General features: G+C 50.4%; 18 protein-coding genes. 2 read left to right on the top strand and 16 right to left on the bottom strand.

The window, feature by feature from the left end:
- Window positions 1-424 precede the first annotated feature (424 nt).
- From pulA to FGI41_RS21695, 3 genes are all read right to left on the bottom strand, one after another.
- Window positions 425-3,166: a type I pullulanase gene (gene pulA, locus FGI41_RS21685; RefSeq protein WP_255298589.1), complete on the bottom strand. Its 2,742-nt coding sequence runs from the start codon at window positions 3,164-3,166 to the stop codon at window positions 425-427.
- A 254-nt stretch (window positions 3,167-3,420) separates the two neighbouring features.
- Window positions 3,421-4,527, bottom strand: coding sequence for a peptidase dimerization domain-containing protein (locus FGI41_RS21690; RefSeq protein ID WP_139492403.1), 1,107 nt, complete (start codon window positions 4,525-4,527; stop codon window positions 3,421-3,423).
- A 217-nt stretch (window positions 4,528-4,744) separates the two neighbouring features.
- A complete protein-coding gene (locus FGI41_RS21695; RefSeq protein ID WP_139492404.1) occupies window positions 4,745-6,136 on the bottom strand; it encodes an aspartate kinase in 1,392 nt (463 codons plus the stop codon).
- Between the two features lie 223 nt (window positions 6,137-6,359).
- On the opposite strand from FGI41_RS21695, the gene FGI41_RS21700 reads away from it, so the two are divergent.
- Entirely contained in the window at window positions 6,360-8,096 is a 1,737-nt protein-coding gene (locus FGI41_RS21700) for an ABC transporter ATP-binding protein (protein WP_139492405.1), read from the top strand.
- Window positions 8,097-8,144: 48 nt separating this feature from the next.
- Here the strand turns inward: FGI41_RS21700 and FGI41_RS21705 are convergent, their stop codons facing one another.
- The 5 genes from FGI41_RS21705 to FGI41_RS21725 all read right to left on the bottom strand — a co-directional run bounded on the left by FGI41_RS21705 (window position 8,145) and on the right by FGI41_RS21725 (window position 13,298).
- Window positions 8,145-8,933, bottom strand: a complete 789-nt coding sequence (locus FGI41_RS21705) for a TdeIII family type II restriction endonuclease (RefSeq protein ID WP_139492406.1) — start codon at window positions 8,931-8,933, stop codon at window positions 8,145-8,147.
- Window positions 8,934-9,012: 79 nt separating this feature from the next.
- Entirely contained in the window at window positions 9,013-10,167 is a 1,155-nt protein-coding gene (locus tag FGI41_RS21710) for a DNA cytosine methyltransferase (protein ID WP_139492407.1), read from the bottom strand.
- Window positions 10,168-10,340: 173 nt separating this feature from the next.
- Complete coding sequence (locus FGI41_RS21715; RefSeq protein WP_139492408.1) at window positions 10,341-10,832, bottom strand: hypothetical protein; 492 nt, start codon at window positions 10,830-10,832, stop codon at window positions 10,341-10,343.
- A gap of 152 nt (window positions 10,833-10,984) precedes the next feature.
- Window positions 10,985-11,761: an SDR family NAD(P)-dependent oxidoreductase gene (locus tag FGI41_RS21720; RefSeq protein WP_139492409.1), complete on the bottom strand. Its 777-nt coding sequence runs from the start codon at window positions 11,759-11,761 to the stop codon at window positions 10,985-10,987.
- Window positions 11,762-11,951: 190 nt separating this feature from the next.
- A complete protein-coding gene (locus FGI41_RS21725; RefSeq protein WP_255298590.1) occupies window positions 11,952-13,298 on the bottom strand; it encodes an APC family permease in 1,347 nt (448 codons plus the stop codon).
- A 73-nt stretch (window positions 13,299-13,371) separates the two neighbouring features.
- On the opposite strand from FGI41_RS21725, the gene FGI41_RS21730 reads away from it, so the two are divergent.
- The gene (locus tag FGI41_RS21730; RefSeq protein WP_139492410.1) at window positions 13,372-14,625 is read left to right on the top strand and encodes a M14 family metallopeptidase; all 1,254 of its coding nucleotides are present in this window, start codon (window positions 13,372-13,374) and stop codon (window positions 14,623-14,625) included.
- Between the two features lie 122 nt (window positions 14,626-14,747).
- On the opposite strand, the gene FGI41_RS21735 is transcribed toward FGI41_RS21730, so the two are convergent.
- The 8 genes from FGI41_RS21735 to FGI41_RS21765 form a co-directional block, all read right to left on the bottom strand.
- Window positions 14,748-16,424 (bottom strand): glutamine--tRNA ligase/YqeY domain fusion protein, encoded by a 1,677-nt coding sequence (locus tag FGI41_RS21735; protein ID WP_139492411.1) that lies wholly within the window; start codon window positions 16,422-16,424, stop codon window positions 14,748-14,750.
- Between the two features lie 108 nt (window positions 16,425-16,532).
- Window positions 16,533-16,925 (bottom strand): VOC family protein, encoded by a 393-nt coding sequence (locus FGI41_RS21740; protein ID WP_139492412.1) that lies wholly within the window; start codon window positions 16,923-16,925, stop codon window positions 16,533-16,535.
- A gap of 101 nt (window positions 16,926-17,026) precedes the next feature.
- Window positions 17,027-17,182: a hypothetical protein gene (locus tag FGI41_RS25140; protein WP_176560392.1), complete on the bottom strand. Its 156-nt coding sequence runs from the start codon at window positions 17,180-17,182 to the stop codon at window positions 17,027-17,029.
- A 6-nt stretch (window positions 17,183-17,188) separates the two neighbouring features.
- On the bottom strand, window positions 17,189-17,509 hold the full coding sequence (locus FGI41_RS21745; RefSeq protein ID WP_139492413.1) for a ferredoxin family protein: 321 nt from the start codon (window positions 17,507-17,509) through the stop codon (window positions 17,189-17,191).
- Entirely contained in the window at window positions 17,491-18,789 is a 1,299-nt protein-coding gene (locus FGI41_RS21750; RefSeq protein ID WP_139492414.1) for an FAD-dependent oxidoreductase, read from the bottom strand. Before FGI41_RS21750 ends, FGI41_RS21745 begins: the two co-directional genes overlap by 19 nt.
- The gene (locus tag FGI41_RS21755) at window positions 18,773-19,804 is read right to left on the bottom strand and encodes an electron transfer flavoprotein subunit alpha/FixB family protein (protein ID WP_139492415.1); all 1,032 of its coding nucleotides are present in this window, start codon (window positions 19,802-19,804) and stop codon (window positions 18,773-18,775) included. The genes FGI41_RS21750 and FGI41_RS21755 overlap by 17 nt, the downstream gene beginning before the upstream one ends.
- Window positions 19,805-20,632, bottom strand: coding sequence for an electron transfer flavoprotein subunit beta/FixA family protein (locus tag FGI41_RS21760; protein ID WP_139492416.1), 828 nt, complete (start codon window positions 20,630-20,632; stop codon window positions 19,805-19,807). It abuts the gene before it with no gap.
- Window positions 20,633-20,807: 175 nt separating this feature from the next.
- Window positions 20,808-21,599: an endonuclease I family protein gene (locus FGI41_RS21765; protein ID WP_255298598.1), complete on the bottom strand. Its 792-nt coding sequence runs from the start codon at window positions 21,597-21,599 to the stop codon at window positions 20,808-20,810.
- Window positions 21,600-21,632 lie beyond the last annotated feature (33 nt).

Below are 21,632 nucleotides of genomic sequence, written 5' to 3' on the forward strand. Positions count from 1 at the left end.
ACGCCGCCAGCGTTCGTCCTGAGCCAGGATCAAACTCTCCAATAAAGTTGAAGTTGATCTAGGTCAAAAACTTGTTGCTTGGCTGAATTATCATTTGCTTTCGCTGTTCAGTTTTCAAAGGACATTCATCTTGTAACACCTTTAACAAAACACCTAAACTCTCTGGGAGAGTTTATTTTGTATTTCCCTCAGGCGACTTTATTAATCTAACATACAGCTGATCGAGAAGTCAACACCTGATCTAAAAAAAATTAATCAAATGTTATTTGTTGTTGTCTCGAACGTTGAACATGTTATCAGGTAAAGCTAGATAAAGTCAAGGAAACCTGTAGATAAAATTTTGAAGGATATCCCTGATAGACTCTAGGATATCCTTCTTTGCCGGTTGGTATACATTTTTGCCATATCAGGATAACTCATCAGTTTAAGTAGTACAGTGAGTTGTTTGTAAAACCATAGTGGCGGTGCGGGGAACCGTAATGAGGCTGGTATGAATAATGTCGAGAATTTCATTGCCGGCCTGCTCTCCATTAACAAGTACTCCCCATGGGCCTGGGAACGGTAAGGTGATGTTGACTGATGCATGATTGGCGTTATGGATAACAGCGATGCGGGTTGCCGGGTCGTTGTTGGCATGGTTATTCAACATAAAGGCTACAACTCCTGATGGGGTATCAAAGAAGGCAAGGTGCTCACGGATCTGATCGGCGGTGGTCATACGGAAGGCTGGGTGGTTTTTGCGGAGCTGGATCAGTCCTTTGACGTACTCGACTTCTTGATCGAATGCGGCCCGGCGCTCCCAGTCCAATTGGTTGATGATGTCGGGTGAGCGGTAGCTGTTTTCATCGCCGCCTTTGGTTCGCATGAATTCTTGGCCAGCGTGGAGAAAAGCGATGCCTTGGGAAGTCAGGATGATGGAGGTGGCGAGTTTGTGCATTCGTTTGAGGTCTTCTTGGGATGAGTGAGGATTGGTGAGGATTAATTTGTCCCAGAGGGTGAGGTTATCATGGGCTTCTGCGTAGGTAACGACTTGGTCTGGCTGCTGGAAGCTGTGCGTGCATATCTGTGGGCTGTAGTGAATGCCGCCGACAATCCCTTTTTTGATGCGTGGTTCCATGTTGGGGCCGCCGTTGATAAAGCCTCCCTCTCTACCTAGGAATACGCTGCCTTTGAGGGCGTCTCGGATGTCGTCGTTAAAATGGCCGATGCGGTCCATGCGGTATGCGTTGGCTTGGCAGGCTTTTTGGGTGGGGTCGAGCGGGGTGTGGAGGTCCCAGCCTTCGCCGATGATTAAGATGCTGGGGTCGATCTGATCGAGGGCGGCGCGGACTTGTCTCATGGTCTCGACATCGTGAATACCCATGAGGTCGAAGCGGAAGCCGTCGAGATCGTATTCTTTGGCCCAGTAGGTGACGGAATCGATGATGAGTTTGCGCATCATCAGGCGTTCGGAGGCGGTGTCGTTGCCTACTCCGGTGCCATTGGCGAATGTACCGTCTTCATGGTAGCGGTAGTAGTAGCCGGGGACGAGCAGGCCGAGATTGGATTCGTGGGCGGTATAGGTATGGTTGAAGACCACGTCCATGATCACCCGCAGACCGTTGTTGTGGAGAGTCTGGATCATCTGTTTGAGCTCGCGGATGCGGACTTCCGGTCGGTAGGGGTCAGTGGAGTATGAGCCTTCTGGTGCGTTGTAATTTTTCGGGTCGTAGCCCCAGTTGTATTGGGGTTGATCGAGCTTGGTCTCGTCGACGCTGGCGGTGTCGTAGTTGTAGATGGGAAGCAGCTGGACGTGGGTGACCCCGAGGTCCTTGATATGGTTCAGGCCCGTTTTGACGCCGCGGGGGCCGGTGGTGTTCTCTTCAGCGAGACCGAGGAATTTGCCTTTGTGGGTGATGCCGCTCTCTGGGTGGATGGACAGGTCGCGGATGTGCAGCTCGTAGATGATTGCATCGGTGGGATGGGTAAAAGGCGGTTTAGGGTATCGCTTCCAGTTCTTCGGATTGGTTTTGCCCAGATTGATGACGACGCCGCGGTCACCATTGACGGTCACAGCCTTCGCATAGGGGTCTACGGCTTCGTTCCAGCGGTCGCCGATTTTGACTTTATAGGTGTAGATTAGACCGTCGTGGTTGCCTGTGAGCGAGGTGACCCATGTTCCTTTGACACTTCGCTGCATGGGGATTTCCTTGCCTTCAGGGGCATCCCAGGCTTTATAGATGACCAGTTTGGCTTCGTGGGCGGTCGGTGCCCAGACGCGGAATTTGGTGCGGTTGAGGCTGTAGGTGCTGCCCAGATCGTGACCGCTATAGTAGAACTGGTCGTCGAATTCCGGACTGCGGATGATTTTGCCCGGCTCCACGCAAGCGTTACCAAAACCATCTACGCTCACGTGATAACGTTTGTGCCAATCCAGTGGGGAATCAGTCATGATTTTCACCTTGTTGGTGAGACATCCGTCTTCATGACGGTACGGCTGGACTTCCTTGATCCTGACGTGAGGGCCACTTAGCCTGATGCCTGCATGCCTGTTATCGTCGAGTCGGAATGGATAGTTGGTCTCAAGCGTAATCTGATTCCACTCATCAATCGTGGCACGGACGATTTTGGGTGAGAGATCAACATCGGATCGGTGGTAAAACAGGCGAGACTCCCCTTGCACCAGCCAAATTTCGGTTTGGCCGTGTTCGTTATAGCGAGAGATGAAGCGTTCGCCGTATTCCTTTTCTGCCCAATCATTGCCGGGTACACTGCGGCGGACGATCAGCCCGATGCGCTTTAGCTCTGCTACGTCTGTGAATTGAACCGTTGCCACTTTGCCAAAATCGTCTTGCTCCGTAAATTCTACGGCTGTTCCCTCCCGACCCTCGGGCCACATCCAGAGATTCCAGCCTTCGTAATGGTTGTCATAGCGAAAGTAGTGTATCTTACAGGTAAGATGGGGGTAAGCAGGGCGGTTTTTTCCGTCCGGTGAAGTGGTATGCACCTTCTCATCACCAGCCTTTACCCTAACTTGGTCAGTGCCGGCCTCCATCACAGTCAAGCGGCGGGCACCACCTTGTTCCCTCGAATCATTACGGACGGTGAAACCGACCCGATTCGGGTTGCCCTTTCCTTCAATGTATGCGAGTGGTGCGAATTTGTCCTTGCTTCCAAAATGATCCATATTCTTCTCGCCTCCCTCTGGTCAGATCCAAAGGTGTTACACACACATACCAGCTTTGGCTGACAGATCTGGATTCCATACACGTTGGCGGGTACATATTGAGACTGGGATGCTCGGGTTCTGTGTATCTCAAGACGGGTCAGGAGGCAAAATTGGGTGCAAATCTGGGCTTGTCCCCTCTATAAATGGGCAAAAGCCCGCCGACACATCTCAAGCGTGCGATGTACCGAAAGGCTTTTTTCAGGGAACAGATATCAGGAGACTCGGGCTGCCAATAATTCCTCGTCAAACAGCATCAGAGCGCGGGCCATGGCCTCCACCCCTGTCGCCAGGTCAGCTGCAGCCGATGCAGGATCTGCCTGGAGGTCGCAAGCGTTGTTCATACCGGGAATAAAAATCATCCCGACTGGGGCAACGGACGCCAACCATGCATTGTCATAGTCCGCACCGCTTGGAAAATAAGCCGTGCTGGCGGTGGCGTTGCATGCTTTCGCCAGCCCCTTTTGCACGTATTCGCGGATGCTGAGGGGAGCTTTTTTGGAGATGCATTCCAGCTTGACCCGCAGGCCCTTGGTGGCGGCAACCGCTTCTGCCATCTTGAGAAAGACGGCAACCACCTGATGAATTGTATCCTCCTCCGTGCTGCGGATATCCATGTCGAACTCTACCCGGCCCGGAATCAAGCCGGCGAGGTTGGGCTCAAGCTGCAGGTTTTCGACCGTGCCGACGACATGCTCATAGTACTGCTGCTGACAGATCGACTCTAACAGCACCACCATCTGGGCAGCACCAACCAGTGCGTCACGGCGCATGTTCATCGGGGTGGAGCCAGCATGCGAGGTCTCTCCCTCGACAGTGACACGGAAACGGTGTACGCCTGAGATTCCGGTGACGACACCCAGTTGTTTTTTAGATTCTTTTAACACAGGCCCTTGCTCGGTATGAATCTCCAAATAGAGGGCTTTCTCTTTTGAACACGTCTGGAGCTCGTCAGCAGATGGTGTGCCATTGATGATTTCCAGTGTGTGATGAAGACACGTTCCTGTTTCTTTCAGACAGCGGGCGATCTCCAGACCGGCAAGCAGTCCGATCAGACCGTCATAGCGCGTATGTTCAGCGGTTGTATGCATATGTGAGCCGATGACAATCGAAGGGAGGCTGGGGTTCTTGCCCGGTACCTTTCCAAGCAGAGTTGCCTTGTTGCCCAACATCACTTCCATATCGCACGCTTCCATCTGGTTCAGCAGATACGTTTTGCCTTCTGTATGCCAAGAGGTGAGGCCAGTCATATTTAAAAGATCCAGTTCAATTCGTTCGGTGACGGGGGTTAACGGGAAGGTTTTTACCTGTTTAGACAACATGATCAACTCCTTGCTGATCGATTGCAAAATGTTAATAAAGTTAGCAAAACCAGTTTCCACCTTCAAACTACCATCCCTTAATTTCCCCGTCAATTCATTAGACAAAAGCTATCAAATCTTCTAAGTAGTCGACATCTTTCACAGTTTTTCCGCGTACGGACAAAAAAGACACTGGTCACGGACGTACCGCAAACCAGTGCCTGATTCCAATCTATCATTACTCGCCGTAGGACATAAGCCCTGCCACGGCAACTTGTACATTTCCGAAAAACTCTTCATACAGAGAGATGACGGCCCGGTCGGCATCAACGGCTTTGACCCCGAACATCAAGCTCACCTCGGATGAGCCTTGGTTGATCATCTCAATGTTGACGCCGGCCTTGGCCAATGCACTGGCTGCCCGCCCAGTGACACCGACAGAACGGCGCATGCCCTCCCCTACCATCATCACCAAGGCGAGGCTACGCTCTACATGAATCTGGTCAACATCCAGCTCCTCCCAGATACGTTTCACAACACGCCCCTCGATCTCTTCTGTAAAAGCAGGTTCGCGCAAAATCACAGATATATCATCGATCCCGGATGGTGTATGCTCATAGGAGAGCTTTTCCTCCTCCAAGATTTGTAGAAGTTTGCGGCCAAAACCGATCTCTCGGTTCATCAGATACTTACTTACATAAATACTGCAAAAGCCCTTATCACTGGAGATCCCAGCCAAGGTATGCTCGCTGGAGGAACGCTCAGAGAGGATCATGGTTCCGCGTGCGGTCGGGTTATTCGTATTTTTTACACAGACTGGGATGCCGGCGCGGAAAGCTGGAGCCAATGCTTCCTCATGAAACACGGTAAAACCGCCGTAGGACAGCTCGCGCATCTCGCGGTAGGTCATCTCTTTGATCTCGTGCGGGTTCGGGATCAGATTCGGATTAACCGCATAGACAGAATCTACGTCGGTAAAGTTCTCATAGAGTTCCGCCTGGATGGCTGCTGCAAGAATCGATCCTGTGACATCAGACCCACCTCTGGAGAAGGTCAACAGTGTTCCATCTGGTGTGTAGCCGAAAAAGCCGGGAAAAATCGTAATGCCTTCCCGCTCCCGGAGCGAACGGAGACGATCATAGGACTCCGGTAACAACTGGGCATTGCCGTGTTCCCCGCTGACCAGCAGACCTGCTTCGCGAGGACTAGCATAAGAAGCCTTGACCCCGATGCTTTGCAGGTAGGCTGCCACCACCTGTGCGTTGTTGTCCTCCCCTGCTGCCTTGACCGAATCGAGGAAGCTCTCAGGATTACTCGCATCAAGCAAAAGCAGACGTCTGAGATTATCCGTCACCTGTGCAATGACTTCTGCTGGGAGATTAAGCTCTTCCCCGATCTCTTGGTAGCGTGCCACGACGGCGGCCAACTCAGCCTCTGCTTCACCGTGAGCAAGAAACTGCTCCGCCAGTGCGATCAGCAGATCCGTTACTTTCGTATCTTCCTTAAAGCGCTTACCAGGTGCAGAAACCACAATCAGCCTGCGCTTCGGATCTGCTTGGATAATTTCACAAACTTTTCTGATTTGTGCAGCGCTCGCAAGTGAAGTACCGCCAAACTTCGCTACCTTCATAAATACATTCCCTCCGCTCCATATCCTATTATCCATCCAATAACTCTCTTTATCGAAACAATATACTGGAAAATTTATAAGATGTGAAGTGGAAAATTTGAGTTCCTTGATATATCCGATGCGAATTCTTGGAATTGACACAGGTCGCTGACAGATTGGACATTACCGATGGTGGAATACTATATAGAAAAAAAGATAAAACGGAAGTGGGGAAAACTTTTCTATGAACACGAAAACCGAAACGCTCTCCTGGAAATCGTTCACCGAGCTGCTCAAAACAGCAAACCCACCCAAGGCCCTGATCGCTCTGGCTATGTTGCTCAGCCTCATACAGACAGCTGCTGGGCTGGTTGTCCCTTATCTGACCAAAGAAATGGTGGACATGCTCTCTCAGGCCGCCTTGCAATCCAGCCTGATCATCCTGCTCGCTCTCGCCTTCGTCGCACAGGCTGTCAGCTCTGGACTGTCGATCTACCTCCTCGCCTATGTGGGACAGAAGACGGTGGCCAGTCTACGAAAACGTTTTTGGGAGAAGCTCTTGAAACTGCCGATCCCGTATTTTGACCAGAACCGTACCGGCGAGACGATCAGCCGCCTGACAGGTGACACCGGGGCGATCAAGGATTTTATCTCCAATCATGTGGTCTCATTTCTCTCCGACATCATCTCCATCATCGGCTCGATCATCATCTTGACCTACATCGACTGGCAGATGACGATCGTCCTGCTGTTCGCTATCCCGGTGCTGACGCTCATCGTCCGTCCAATTGGCCGCCGGATTCACGCGATCTCCAGACAGCTGCAGAACGAGACCGCCGAACTCTCCGGCTTCCTGACCGAAGTCTTGGGCGAAATCCGTCTGGTCAAGTCGTTCAACGCAGAACCGCTGGAGGAAGCGAACGGCGCCAAAGGCATCGACAAGCTGCTCACATCCAGCCTGCGAGAAGCCAAAATCTATGCCTACCTAAGCCCAATCGTCCAGCTCACCATGATGACCGTCCTGACACTCATCGTCGGCTACGGCGGTGTCCGGGTCTCCAGTGGAGAATTAAGTGCAGGTGAACTGGTAGCCTTTTTGTTATACCTATTTAAAATCGTCATGCCGTTCGGCTCGCTGGCCCAGTTTTATACAGCCGTGCAAAAAGCCCTAGGCGCCACAGAGCGGATTCGCGTTCTTTTCGCCCATGAGTCAGAGAGCAGTCGGGATACAAAGGAAGTTACAGATGCCCATCAGCCGATCCATCTGCGCAGTGTAGGCTTCTCGTATGCAACCAGTGACCGTATCCTGCATGACCTGACCCTGACCATCGAACCAGGCAAGGTGACGGCTTTCGTCGGCCCGAGCGGCGGTGGGAAAACGACAATTTTCTCTTTGTTGGAGCGTTTTTACGACCCGACCGAGGGTGAGATCCTGCTTGGGGACACAGCTATCCAGGATTTTTCGCTTTCTTCATGGCGCAGCCAGCTTGGGTATGTGTCACAGGAGAGCCCGCTGATGGCCGGAACGGTGCGGCAAAATATCTGTTATGGGGTCGATCGGGATGTGTCGGAGGCGGAGATCATCGCTGCGGCGAAGCAGGCGTATGCGGATGAGTTCATCTCGGGGCTGCCGGATGGATATGATACAGAGATTGGCGAGCGCGGGATCAAGCTGTCTGGTGGTCAGCGCCAGCGGATTGCGATCGCGAGGGCGATTTTGCGGAATCCGCAGATTTTGCTATTAGATGAAGCGACGTCGAATCTGGATTCGGAATCAGAGCAGCTGGTACAGAAGGCGCTGACGCATCTGATGGAGGGCCGGACAACGGTGGTGATTGCGCATCGCTTGTCGACGGTGGTGAAGGCGGAGAAGATTGTGGTGATTGAGAAAGGACGGGTGAGTGGTGAGGGGACGCATGAGGAGTTGTTAGTGGGGAATGGGTTGTATCGGAGGTTGGCAGAGGGGCAGTTTGGGGTGTGAGTGGAAGAGTAGAAAAAGTAAGAGGCAGGGTGATGAGCCCTGCCTTTCCTATATATCAAAATACTCACTCCGAATAATTTCTGAATATTTTCCTCCGACTTGATTGAAAATAGAAAGTAATTCTTCGTAGGTATCTTCATTATTCCCAATTTTATTCCAGAGTTCCGAACCTATTAAAACGCTCTCATCTTGGTCTAAATCAAATATCTTGAATGGTATGGTGAATCCTGCCTCTTTATATGGATTACCTTCACCTGCTGGATTAAATGGCAAAGCAAAATAAACTTTATTTTCACTATCACCAGAAAGGAGACGTAACATATCACGCTTGGCCCTCTCAGTTTGATCTAAATTTGGCTTTACAGTCTTAAAAGAATAATACTCTTTAGTACCATCAGTTCGACAAATGTACAAGTCAGATTTTACAGTAACCTCCTCGAATCGCTCATTTGATAAACTCAGAATCTCTGAGACTTCCTGTCCCCAATCTGTTTTTCTCCTGTTTTCCCTAAGTGCTTTAAGTATTTCATCTATTTTCTCAAGTCTCCAAGTACAAATTCGGAGTTTAGTATTATATTGATTTTCAGCAGTAGCACCTGTTCCCTCAGCAATTATTTTAGCTAGCTGTTCAAAAATGCCTTGACCTAAAGTAGTTACAAATGACCTTTCAAACTTCGCTCCCTTCCAAACCTCAATAGGGACTAATCTAAACCCAAACGGATTTGCTTTAATTATCTCTTCTTCGGAGAATGGCTCAGTTTTACAACGTCGTTCAATGATTCTCTCCATCACATTAGACAAATGCTCTTTAATCTTGTTACTAGTGTCTATATCCATCCGAGTTCCTCATTTCACTTTTGTATACAGCTATTACAAATCAAAAAGGTATAGGATAAAAAACCCTATACCTTAAATACTAGTTACTGGCTGAAGAAAGCGCAACCTCATTCATAACTTTATCTATTTTTTGTTTTTCATATATTTCATTTAATAGTTTATAAATCGATTGACCCAGGATCTTTGCCAACCCTACTGGAACAGCATTACCGACTTGTACATATTGCTTTGATAATGATCCAGCAACTTTATAATCAATTGGAAACTGTTGTACAGCTAGATATTCTTCGATACTTAATGGTCGATCTTCAAGTGGATGTCCCAAGTTTGTGCTTTTTTGAATAGGTGAAGTAAGCATCGTAGGCGCAGGCTTATTAAGGTGGATTCTTCTAAAAAAACCAACTTTGCCACCACCAGATTCATACGCTCCCCCCATAGCCTTCTTTACGATATCCTTAGGGAGATCACGCCAATTCCCCCCCCCTTTGGGAATCATTTTCATATATTCTAATCTATCAAGTGAGTACTCAACATAATGATGGTTAATTACATCCATATTTTCAAGTAATTCACCAAATGTGACCCATCTCTTCTTTCCCTCCATTCCCTTCTCATGATGGGTTTTTGTTGGGAAAATGTACTTGCAATCTAAATCGTTTCTAACACCAACAAAAAAAACTCTTTCTCTTGTTTGGGGTACACCATAGTCAGCAGAGTTGATTAATTTATATTCTACTTTGTAATCCTTAAACTGATCCAATAAAAAAGTAAGGGCACTGCCTCTTAACTCGTCAGGTTCTAATGGAGGAGCATCTTTTCCTCGTTGATTTAAAGGTCTGTGCTTGAGAGCAGCAGATAAAAGTCCCTTTACATTTTCAAGCAGGAACACTTTAGGGCGTACCTCCCTAACCAACTCAGCAAATTTAATCATTGCTTGTCCTCTTGGGTCAGAAAAAGCCTGCCTTTTTCCTGCTGTGCTAAACGATTGACAAGGACTCCCACCAAAAAGTAGATCGATCTCGTCACTCGATGTTAAATTTGCCTGTTTTAATATCTTACTTTTATCATAATCCATGATATCGCCTTTAATAATGTTGGCATTTGGATGATTATTTCGTAGTGTTTCACAATACGTTTCTTCTATTTCTACAGTTAATCTAATGTCAAATCCAGCTAACTGAATTCCTGTATCCAGTCCTCCTGCTCCCGCAAAAAAAGATATTGCCGTAGCCATCTAACCACTTCCTTGCTACTTCAGATTATAGAACAAGTATACCAAATGTTAATCGCTAGGTTTATAAAATATGTTCTCCTTTTTGTCCCAAATCCACTCATTTTCAACTGAATTAAAAAAAGAGGTGTTTTCACACCCCCCCTTGGATATTTCTACATAGAATTCTGTTACACTCACTCACTTAAATAGATGGTCTTACTTTCGTTTAACATTTTATTATTAATTGATAGATTCCAAGCTTTCATTGTTTTATGCCATCTTTTGTATTTTAAAAACTGCTCCCAAGTTAATTCATTAATTCTTTTAAGTATTAGATTCTCGTCAAATTGAACCAGAATTACATACTCAAACCTCTTCTCTTCATCTTCCATGCTATCAGGATCATTTAAACCATAGAATACACTCGTGACCTTCCTCGTTGTCGCATTAATACTATATCGATCTCCATTATTGCTAATTGCATCAAAATATTTCGTTGAAGGTGGTGCTTGTATTAAATTCGGTAGTCCCTTTGTTTTACAATAATAGTTAATGGCTAAGTACTCCCCTAAATCACCTACTACATTTTTGCTCCGAATGATCCCTCTTTGTTTTAATTCTGCAATTAGCTTCCCGTAACAGGATATTAAATCATCGTCTGTTAGGTTTTTTATAAAGTCATCCACAAAATATAACCTCCAGCCAGAATTGTCAAAATGATTAGTTATATACGTATAGTATATTGTTTTTGATCATTCTAGCTATTAAAACATAAAACAAATTAAAAAAAGAGAATCCGTTTTAGATTCCCTCTTTTTCGCATGGCTATCAGTAACTTTTACCCCTTCTCCTGCACCTTCCTCACAATCCCCGGCACCCACTTCCTCGGCACCAGCCTCACCGACCATGCCATCAGCTTATTCTTCAACCCCGGAATCACGATCGTCTGCCCTGCCATCAGCCCGTCATACCCCATCTCGGCAACGGCCTTGGCACTCATCACATCCCCTTTGAACAGCTTCGACCCTTCCATATGCGCTTCTTTGACAAAATCAGTCTCGGTCGGACCTGGGCAGAGAGCGGAAATAGTAACCCCCGTACCTTTCAGTTCGTTAGCTAGGGCTTCCGTCAGCGAAAGCACGTACGACTTGGAAGCATAGTAATTAGCCATGAGCGGACCCGGCTGGAAGGCGGCGGTGGATGCGACGTTGAGGATGCCGCCATGCCGACGCTTGACCATATCAGGGAGGAACAGTCGGCTCATGTAAGCCAAGGCTCGTACGTTCAGGTCGATCAGCTGCATCTCTTGATCGATGTCATTGGTCACGAAGTCACCGAAGCAGCCGATCCCTGCGTTGTTGGCGAGGTAATCGACTTGGATACCTGCTTGCTGAAGCTGGTCGTAGATTTCCTTCGGGGCGTGGATATCTGCCAAGTCCTTGGCGATGATCGTCACTGTGACGCCGTATTGCGTGCGTATCTGATCGGCCAGTTCTTTGAGCTTGCCTTCGCTTCTCGCGACAAGGATAACATTGTGGCGGTCTTGGGCAAAACGGATAGCCAGCTCACGTCCGATCCCGCTGGATGCTCCTGTGATGAGGGCTGTTTTTGACATGGCGATACCTCCCCTATTTTCATATTCTAGTCGTTATTATTTTGAGAGAATTAATTATTTTAACATAATCATATCTGGTTAGGAATTAATTGTAAATTACCTTTTCCAGACAGAAAAAAAGAGCAAAGCTTGCCGAATCCGACAGTGCTTTGCTCTTGTCTTGCCTTTGTTATGCCAGTAGCCTTCTTTTCTATTCTTCGAACGAAAATTCATAGACCTGCTGCTTCGACCATTTGAGCCGGTACCAGAGATACAGCAGGCCGACTGTTGCCCAGCTGAGTCCGAGCATGAGCGAATGCGGTTCGAGGTTGAGCCAGAGGAATGCGATGAAGCTGGTCCCGACCAGTGGGATGATGAGGTAGCGGAACAGGTCTTTTGGGGTGCGGGCTTTGCCTTTGATGATGAAATGAACGATGACGGAGAGATTAACGAAGGTGAAGGCGGTCAATGCCCCGAAGTTGATGAAAGAAGTAGCGGTTAAGAGATCGAGGAACAGGGCCATCAGGGAGAGGATTCCGATCAGCCAGACGTTGAACAGCGGCGTACCCAAGCCTTGGTGGACGTAGCCGAACCATTTTTGCGGCAGAAAGTTGTCCCGCCCCATCGCATACAGGAGCCGCGATGCACTCACATGGGAAGCGATGCCTGATGCGAGTGTGGATGTCAGGGCCGCGGCGAGGAAGACAGCTTGGAACACGGTTCCCCCGATGAACAGCGCGATCTCAGGTGAAGCGGCTTCCGGGTCTTGGAACGTCGAGACGTCGGGGAACAGCACTTGTGCGAAGTAAGAGGCGGTGGTGAAAAGGGTACCGCCGATCAGGGCGATCAGGAGGATGCCGCGCGGGATGGTTTTCTTCGGGTTTTTGGTCTCTTCGCTCAAGGTCGAGACAGCATCGAAGCCGAGGAACGAGAAGCAGAGAATCGACGCACCGGTGAGGACGCTTGAGAGGGACATATCATCTGCAAAAAACGGCTGCAGGATGAAGACATCTCCCCCGCCTGCCCCGCTCTGAATCACTTGGATGGCGAGTGCGGCAAAAATCAGTACGGTAGCGATCTGGAAACAGACCAGAAGCGTATTAACCGATGCGCTGACATTGACACGGAAAATATTGAGGAACGTAATGAGCAGCACGAAACCAACGATCCACGCCCACTCGGGTACATTGGGAAAAGCAGCGGACAGATAGATGGCGGTCAGGAGCGCATTGATCATCGGGAGGAACAGATAATCGAGCAGGGAAATCCAGCCGACGAGGAAGCCGATGTACGGATGAAAGGTTTTTTGTGCATAAGTATAAGCAGAGCCCGCCCCCGGATAGATCCGGACCATATGCCCATAGCTCAACGCGGTGCATAGGATAGCGATGAGCGTAACGATGTAAGCGGCTGGTACGTGGCCGTCAGTCTCCCCGGAGACGATGCCGAATGTGTCGAATACAGCCATTGGTGCCATGTAACCCAGACCTATGACGATGATGTGCACAAGTCCGAGTGAGCGTGATAAAGTAGGTTGAGTAGAAGATGATGATTGCAAAATGCAGTTGCCCCCTTTTTATGAATTTTTATTAATAGTATTGCATAACTAGGGGAATAAGGGAGGATTTTTTTTGAAACGTTGGTTGTATATCTTATGCGCGGCCATTCTGGTATGGTCTACGGTCGAATATATCGTCCCGTCTGCCCTGCTTACGCTGTCTGCCCCAGTGGATTTGAGTGGAGAGGCGGATCAGGAAATGAGCTATTTCCCCAATCAGTATGAACCGTCACGGGCACGGTTTCTCGGGTATCGGCAAAAGCTGATCAATGCTGGATATCAGGCCGAGGTCTTTTCCTACCCGATCGATGAGAAAGCAAGTCTCTACATCGATGTGCTTCAGATCAATCCTGCTAAACAAAAAGAGAATCTGCTGGTCTTCACGTCAGGTGTCCACGGGGTCGAGGGATTTGTCGGCTCTGCGATGATGGAAGCCTTCGTACAGGAGCAGCTGGGGAGCCTGAATCGGGACAACACCGGGGTGATGCTGGTTCACGCGGTCAATCCGTGGGGGATGAAAAACAAGCGCCGCTACAATGAAAACAATGTGGATCTGAACCGTAACTTCGTGATGGACTGGAAGGCACTGAACCATCTGCAGAATCAAGAGTATCTGGTATGGGATCATTTCCTGCAACCACAACGGCAACTGGGCAATAGTACGCTACACGAGCTTGGCTTCCACGTCGGTCTCGCCTACAATCTGCTGGATGCAGGCAGTGAGTCGCTCCGTAAGGCATTGCTCAGCGGGCAGTACTCAAATCCCCAGGGGGTCTATTTCGGTGGGGATGGCGATGAGCTTTCGACGAAGTATATGAAGAACATTTTGCTCAGCATGCTCAATGACACGTACCAAAATATCGTACACATCGATTTGCACACTGGGTACGGGCCTAGGTACCAGATGAGTATTTTCAGCTCGGGTTCCGAGACGTTAAAAGAGGATGAAGCCATCAAGGCGTTCGGCTATCCGTTGGTGTATACGCCTGATTCGGAGGAGTACTATACGACGAGCGGTGATATGACAGAGTATCTGTATCAGCTGCAGACGAAGAGATTTCCGCAGAAAAAGTTGTACTCAACCACATTTGAATTCGGGACACTGGGGGATGGTACGGTTGCGTCTGTTGATTCGGTGAAATATACGGTGGATGAGAACCGTCTGTATTGGCACGGAACCAGCGACAAGCGGACGGAGCAGATCGTGAAGAACCGTTATCTGGAGATGTTTGATCCGGCAGAGCGTGAGTGGCGTGTGAAGGCGTTGGAGGATTTCCGTCTGGCACTGAAGGGTGTGCTGACGTATCGAGGGGTTGTTGGAAAATAGGAAAAAGGCTGTTGCTCCCTGTTGAGTCGGGGGCGACAGCCTTTTCGTTTGTAGCATATTTCATAGGATCACTGAGGTTCGATCGTTTCCGTGATCCCTAGGTTATCTGTTCCTTAGCGAATCTACTTTTTCTTCGGATCAAACGAGCTCTTCAGCGACGCGATCAGGTTGAATACGAGGTGATCCTTGGTCGTGTGCTTCGGATCTACGTTGAAGTAGCCGTGACGGAAGAATTGGAACTTGTCGTGTGCTTTGGCCTCGGACATGTTCGGTTCTACGAAACCATGCAGGATCTCAAGCGAGTTCGGGTTGATGAGATCGAGGAAGGTTTTCTCCTCGTCTTTGTCTTCTTGGTCGTCGAGGATGAGTGGTTCATAGAGACGGAATTCAGCCGGTACCGCGTGGGTGGCATCTACCCAGTGGATCGTGCCTTTTACTTTGCGACCGGTGAAGCCGGAGCCGGATTTGGTCTCTGGGTCGTAGGTACAGTGAATCTCGGTGACATTGCCGTTCTCGTCTTTAATCACATCGGTGCATTTGACGAAATAAGCGTGCTTGAGGCGTACTTCGTTGCCTGGGAAGAGGCGGAAGTATTTTGCCGGTGGGTTTTCCATGAAGTCGTCTTGCTCGATGTAAATCTCACGGGAGAATGGGATTTGGCGCATGCCCATCTCTTCGTTTTCCGGGTTGATCTCAGCGTCGAGCCATTCGACTTGGCCTTCTGGATAGTTGGTGATGACCAGCTTGAGCGGACGGACGACACCCATGGTACGAGGTGCCTTGAGCTTGAGGTCTTCGCGGATGAAGTGCTCCAGATAGGAGGATTCGACGGTGCTGTTGGCGCGTGCTACACCAATCTCACGGCAGAAGGTGCGGATCGCTTCCGGTGTGTAACCGCGGCGGCGCAGACCAGATACGGTCGGCATGCGTGGGTCGTCCCAGCCGTCGACATGGCCTTCCTCTACGAGCTGCTTGAGCTTGCGCTTACTCATGACGGTGTTGGTCAGGTTGAGGCGGGCAAACTCGTATTGGCGAGGGACACTCTCCATCTCGCACTCTGCAATCACCCAGTCATACAGTGGACGGTGGTCTTCGAACTCCAGAGTACAGATGGAGTGCGTGATGCCTTCGATCGCGTCTTCGAGTGGATGCGCGAAGTCATACATCGGGTAGATGCACCATTGGTCACCGGTGTTGTGGTGATGGGCATGAGCGATGCGGTAAATAACTGGGTCACGCATGGTGATGTTCGGGGAAGACATGTCGATTTTGGCGCGGAGTACTTTTTCTCCGTCCCGGAACTCGCCTTTGCGCATACGCTCGAACAGGTCGAGGTTCTCTTCGACAGAACGGCTGCGGTATGGGCTTTCTTTACCCGGTTCGGTCAGTGTGCCGCGGATTTGACGGAATTCTTCTGCGGTCAGGTCGTCGACGTACGCTTTGCCTTTTTTGATGAGCAGCACAGCGCGGTTGTACATTTCCTCGAAATAGTCGGATGCGAAGAATAAGCCGTCCCATTCGAATCCGAGCCATTTCACGTCTTCTTTGATCGATTCTACGAACTCGATGTCTTCCTTGACCGGGTTGGTGTCGTCAAAACGCAGGTTGGTTTTGCCGTTGAATTCTTTCGCCAACTCGAAGTTGAGCACGATGGACTTGGCATGTCCGATATGTAAGTAGCCGTTAGGTTCTGGCGGGAAACGAGTGATGATCGTGTCCACTTTACCGTTTTTGAGGTCCTCCACGATGATGTTCTTGATAAAGTTCGAGGAGGTGGCGGGTTTGTTTTCATTTTCCATGGCGAAATCAACCTTTCACACGCATTTTAGCTATTTATTAATAATACCGATTGTGCTGGGAGAGTTCAACATGAATGGGCGTGATCTATTGATAGAATAAGGAAATCATTAAACAAGGTTTAATTGCCATGAAACGCCGAAGCGGTCTGTGACCCAACCGTACTTTTTGCTGAATGGATAGGCGTCTAACGGCATCAATACCGCTCCATCCTGTGATAATTGTTGATAGAGACGATCAAGCTCTTCTTCCGTCTCACAATTTACATACAAGGAAATAGACGGCGTAAAAGTGAACGCATGCTTCACAAAGCTGTCGATACACATAAATGGTTGTCCGTTAAGTGTGAAGGTAGCTTGGATTACGCTTCCCTCTGCTCCCGGCTCGTTGGGACCGTAACGGGCAATACTTACGATTTCGGACTGGTCAAACAACGAGACATAAAAATTCATCGCTTCTTCTGCCTTGCCTTCGAACATTAAAAAAGTTGTGATTTTTGACATAGTAGTCAACTCTCCCTTCGTTTTTAACAGGAATAAAGAAAAAAGGCTGCCTGACCTTATCCTAGTCAGCAACCTTGTACCCTAAACGTTCCTATTCCATCTTACTCAATCTTCTGTAGCATCTCGACATTCTCCCAGCTCACAAACTGATCCTCCCACACTACCTGGCAGGCCCCTTCCGTGATCCCCAGTACCGTGCCTCTTACACCATCGCGGATATAGATGACGTGATCGCCGATTTTAAAATAATTATACATAGGCACTTACCCGAGTCGGAAGATGATGCCATGACCGCCTTTTGGATACTCCCACTTGATATTCTCATAGGGGCAACCGATACGGCAGCTTCCACACTCGTGGCAACCTTCGTAGCCTACGTGCATGCGGACCTCTTCCCATTTATAGACTTCAGCCGGACAAAAGATGGTGCAGAGCTTATCCGGGCATTGGGTGGCACAGACATCTGAGCTTAGGACGTGCAGATGGGACTGGGTGTCAGCCTTGAAGCGGACGAGGTACTGCTTTTCCTCAATGGATTGGCCTTTCGGCAGTTGTGGCTGTGTCACTATTTCATCACCCTCCATGCTTGGAACAAGTCACGCGCCATACGGAACTTCTCGCCTGCTGAGCCAAGGTCGTTCCAGATCTTCTTTTGCTTTTCCCGTTTGGGCGTGCCATCGATGGTAAACATTTGGCTGGCAGCACGGTTCATCATTGGGATGTATTTATCAAAATAGTGCGGGAATTTCTCGAAGTGGTGCGTCGCGTCCTTGTACTTCTTCAGGTCTTGGCCGACGAAGCTGTTGAGCAGGTTGACCCGGTAGTTGTCGAGGCCACGCTCGGAGAAGTCTCCGCCCAGCTCTCTGGCTTGGATGATCGTGTCCGCTGCCATGACACCGGAGGCCATCGCCATGTTGGAGCCTTCGCGGTGGATGGCATTGACCAGCTGGGCTGCGTCACCGACGACGATGACACCGTTGCCTACTACGCGCGGCATCGAGTGGTAGCCGCCCTCTGGGATGAGGTGGGCCAAGTATTCCTGCTGCTCACATCCTTGGATGTAGGGGCGCAGGACGGGGTGATTTTTGACATAGTCGAGTAATTCGTAGGGCTTCATCTTGTGCTTGATCAGGCCGGAGAGCATCGCGCCGACACCGATGTTGACGCTGTCTTTGTTGGTGTAGAGCCAGGCGGTGCCGAGGACGCCTTTGGTCGAGTCACCGAAGATTTCGAAGGTGCAGCCTTGGTTGCCTTCGAGGCTGAAGCGGTCTTCGATGATCTTTTTGTCCAGCTTGAGCACTTCCATGACAGCGAGGGCTACTTCATCTGGACGGAATTCTTTGTGGAAGCCGAGCGATTTGGCGAGAAGCGAGTTGACCCCGTCTGCAAGCACCACGACATCGGCGTAGAGGTCGCCTTCAGGGCGGTCGGTACGGACACCGACGACTTTGCCGTTCTCGACGATACACTCGCGGACGACGGTCTCGTTGATCAGGAGTGCCCCCTGCTTCACCGCTTGGTCGGCAAACCACTGGTCGAACTTGGCGCGCAGCACGGTGAAGTTGTTGTATGGCTCTTGATCCCACTCCAAGCCCTTGTAGCTGAAGGTGACGGCTGATTCCTGATCGAGCATCATGAAGCGCTGCTCGACGATATGGCGTTCCACCGGGGCTTCCTTATAAAATTCGGGGATGATGTCGTCCATCATCTTGCGGTAGAGGACGCCGCCCATCACGTTTTTGGAACCGGGGTATTCGCCCCGCTCGATCAATAGGACATTGACTCCTGCTTTGGCCAGCGTATACGCGCACGCGGTGCCTGCCGGGCCTGCTCCGACCACGATTACATCAAATTTTTCCGCCATATTGCACCTCTTTATCTAACGCGTTTTGGAATGCTTCCATCAGCATCGGCACGATCTCAAAGGCATCGCCGACAATTCCGTAATGACAAGCCTGAAAAATCGGTGCTTCCGGGTCTTTGTTGATCGCGATGATCAGGCCCGAGTTCTGCATGCCGACGAGATGCTGGATCGCCCCAGAGATCCCGATGGCAAAATAGATTTTCGGGGTAACCGTGACACCAGTCTGCCCCACCTGATGATGGTGGTCGATCCAGCCTGCCTCCACCGCGTCACGACTTGCTCCGACCGTAGCGCCGATGACACTCGCGAATCGGTGCAGGATATCAAAGCCTTCTTTGCTGCCCAAGCCTTTGCCGCCTGCGACGATGATGTCGGCCTCGTCGATCTTCACTTTTTTGGTGGTGTCACGGACGATCTCCAGCACCTTGGTACGGAGGTCTTCTTCTTTGACCTTAAGCGTCTCCACGATCACTTCACCGCGGCGTTTTTTCTCCGGGTCAAGCGCTTTCATCACTTTGGGGCGGACGGTCGCCATCTGGGGACGGTGCTTTTTACAGAGGATCGTCGCCATGATATTGCCGCCGAATGCCGGGCGGCTTGCTTCCAAAAGGCCGGTCTCAGAGTCTACATCAAGCATCGTCGTGTCTGCGGTCAGACCTGTCTCCAGATCGGTCGCGACGGCACTCGCCAGGTCTTTCCCGGTCGAAGTGGCACCATAGAGGAAAATCTCCGGCTTGTGCTTCTCGCAGGCATGGATGACGGCCTTCATGAATGATTCCGTACGGTAGTTTTCAAAGATCGGGTCGTCATAGACATACACCACGTCGGCTCCGTACTCGACGGCAATCTGGGCGAGTGGCTTCACTTTATGTCCGATGACGATGCCTCCGAGCGGCACACCGCGCTTGTCGGCGAGCTTGCGTCCAGCGCCCAGCAGCTCAAGCGATACGGGTGCGATGGTGTCTTCTTTGCGTTCAAGGAACACCCAGACACCGCGATGATCTTGGATAGCCATCTACTCTCCCCCCTTTACGGCGAACAGTTCTTTTTTGGTCAACAGAATCTCCAGCAGTCGATCTACCTGCTCGGCTGGGGTGCCTTGCAGCTGTTCGCCGCCTTTTGGTTTTTCCGGGGGCCATACCTTGGATACGATTGTCGGGGAGCCTTTGAGTCCGAGCAGGGTGCGGTCTACCTCTTCGAGATCGTCGACAGACCAGATGTGGGGTTGGTAGCGAGCGGCTTTGAGCATGTTGGGCAGTGGTGAGTAGGGGATCTCGTTGATGTCCTTTTCGACGGAAAAGAGGCATGGGAGGGAGGATTGGATGACTTCGTGTCCGTCTTCGAGCTTGCGGTGGATGACGGCGAAGCCTTCCGCTTTGTTGATCTCGACGACTTTTTTGACATTGGTCAGCGGTGGGATGTCCAAACGGCGAGCGATCCCAGGCCCGACCTGTCCAGTGTCACCGTCAATCGTCATTTTGCCGCAGATGATCAGGTCGATGGGTCTGATCTTGGCGATTTTCTCCAGTGCCTTGGTCAAGGCATAGCTGGTCGCCAGCGTATCGGCACCGGCAAAAGCACGGTCGGTAATCATGTAGCCTTCATCTGCGCCGATCTCGATGCATTTTTTGATCGCTTTGACCGCTGGCGGCGGCCCCATGGTGACGACGGAGACGATGCCTCCATAGCGGGCCTTGAGCCGTACCGCTTCCTCGACGGCGTGGGCATCGTAGGGATTGAGGATCGCCGGAGCGCTGGAGCGGTCCATCGTGTTGGTCTTCGGGTTCATTTTGATGATCTTGGTGTCTGGAACTTGCTTGATACAGGCGACAATGTGCAGCATGGGTTACAACACCTCTTTTGGGGTAGGTTGTCTATGGTTTGGGCCGTATGCTTTATTGTCATTGTATTGGTGGGGGTATGCATCTATTCCTTTGGTTGGAAATAAAAGCAAAAAGCCCTCCACAGCCATACAGGGCCGACGGAGAGGCTTTCGCTTCTTCTCTATAAGATTCGGATTACCAGATCAGGTCAACCCACTCTGGATGGTCGATGAACGGGTTGCGGTTGCCTTGGTATTTGGTATAGATGATATTGTTGCGGCGCATCTCGAAGCTGTCTACCGGATCTTGCAGGTGCCATTGCAGGAGGGTGGAAAGCTTGCCGTGGTAGGGAGCAGTGCCTGTGTTAACCGCATCCTTCATTTCGAGGTTCGGCTCACCGGACACATCGCCTTCATAACGGACAGCCATGTAGAGCAGCATGCGGGCTACGTCGCCTTTGACCGCATCACGAGGCTCCCAGGAGTCGGAGTCATAGCGGCAGAGGGTCGCTTCGCTGTGGTAGACACCACCATTGTCAAAATCAAGGTTACCGCGCGCAGAGTTGACAGATACGTCAGCCGGACGGATGTGGTGCAGGTCGGTACCCGCGCCTGCTGTCTCGCCAAAACCACCGTGGGACTTCGCCCAGACGTGTTCACGGTTCCAGTCGTTGACTAAGCCGCCGTTGGTCAGCTTGGACTGGGAACGGCCTGTGTAGAGCAGGATGACGTTGTTCGGATTGTTCGGATCTTCGTCGGTGTCGCGCAGAGCTGCCCAGAGTGAGTCATAGGAAAGTTTTTTATGATCGTCGATGATATTATGCAGAGCGGATTTCAGAGCCGTGCCCGTTTTGCCATAGGCCGTCTGGTAGTAGCTGTAGTATGGATCGGTTGTAGAGTCAGCGGTCACAGACGCACTGGTAGCTTCATTCGCAGCGACGGTATTCTCCGCTTGAGAGTTGGTTGGGAACAGCAGAGTTGGTACCATCAGGCCGGCTACGAACAGCAGAGCTGCTGGCTT

The sequence above is a fragment of the Brevibacillus dissolubilis genome (assembly GCF_006170445.1).
In the GTDB taxonomy this organism is placed as follows: Bacteria; Bacillota; Bacilli; order Brevibacillales; family Brevibacillaceae; genus Brevibacillus_B; species Brevibacillus_B dissolubilis.

Bases quoted from the DNA above. Each gene is read 5' to 3' on its own strand.
- FGI41_RS21690 (WP_139492403.1), bottom strand. From the start codon at position 4,527: ATGTTGTCTAAACAGGTAAAAACCTTCCCGTTAACCCCCGTCACCGAA.
- FGI41_RS21735 (WP_139492411.1), bottom strand. From the start codon at position 16,424: ATGGAAAATGAAAACAAACCCGCCACCTCCTCGAACTTTATCAAGAAC.
- FGI41_RS21760 (WP_139492416.1), bottom strand. From the start codon at position 20,632: ATGCTGCACATTGTCGCCTGTATCAAGCAAGTTCCAGACACCAAGATC.
- FGI41_RS21755 (WP_139492415.1), bottom strand. From the start codon at position 19,804: ATGGCTATCCAAGATCATCGCGGTGTCTGGGTGTTCCTTGAACGCAAA.
- FGI41_RS21765 (WP_255298598.1), bottom strand. From the start codon at position 21,599: ATGGTACCAACTCTGCTGTTCCCAACCAACTCTCAAGCGGAGAATACC.
- FGI41_RS21720 (WP_139492409.1), bottom strand. From the start codon at position 11,761: ATGTCAAAAACAGCCCTCATCACAGGAGCATCCAGCGGGATCGGACGT.
- FGI41_RS25140 (WP_176560392.1), bottom strand. From the start codon at position 17,182: ATGTATAATTATTTTAAAATCGGCGATCACGTCATCTATATCCGCGAT.
- FGI41_RS21750 (WP_139492414.1), bottom strand. From the start codon at position 18,789: ATGGCGGAAAAATTTGATGTAATCGTGGTCGGAGCAGGCCCGGCAGGC.
- FGI41_RS21700 (WP_139492405.1), top strand. From the start codon at position 6,360: ATGAACACGAAAACCGAAACGCTCTCCTGGAAATCGTTCACCGAGCTG.
- FGI41_RS21695 (WP_139492404.1), bottom strand. From the start codon at position 6,136: ATGAAGGTAGCGAAGTTTGGCGGTACTTCACTTGCGAGCGCTGCACAA.
- FGI41_RS21705 (WP_139492406.1), bottom strand. From the start codon at position 8,933: ATGGATATAGACACTAGTAACAAGATTAAAGAGCATTTGTCTAATGTG.
- pulA (WP_255298589.1), bottom strand. From the start codon at position 3,166: ATGGATCATTTTGGAAGCAAGGACAAATTCGCACCACTCGCATACATT.
- FGI41_RS21710 (WP_139492407.1), bottom strand. From the start codon at position 10,167: ATGGCTACGGCAATATCTTTTTTTGCGGGAGCAGGAGGACTGGATACA.
- FGI41_RS21745 (WP_139492413.1), bottom strand. From the start codon at position 17,509: ATGGAGGGTGATGAAATAGTGACACAGCCACAACTGCCGAAAGGCCAA.
- FGI41_RS21740 (WP_139492412.1), bottom strand. From the start codon at position 16,925: ATGTCAAAAATCACAACTTTTTTAATGTTCGAAGGCAAGGCAGAAGAA.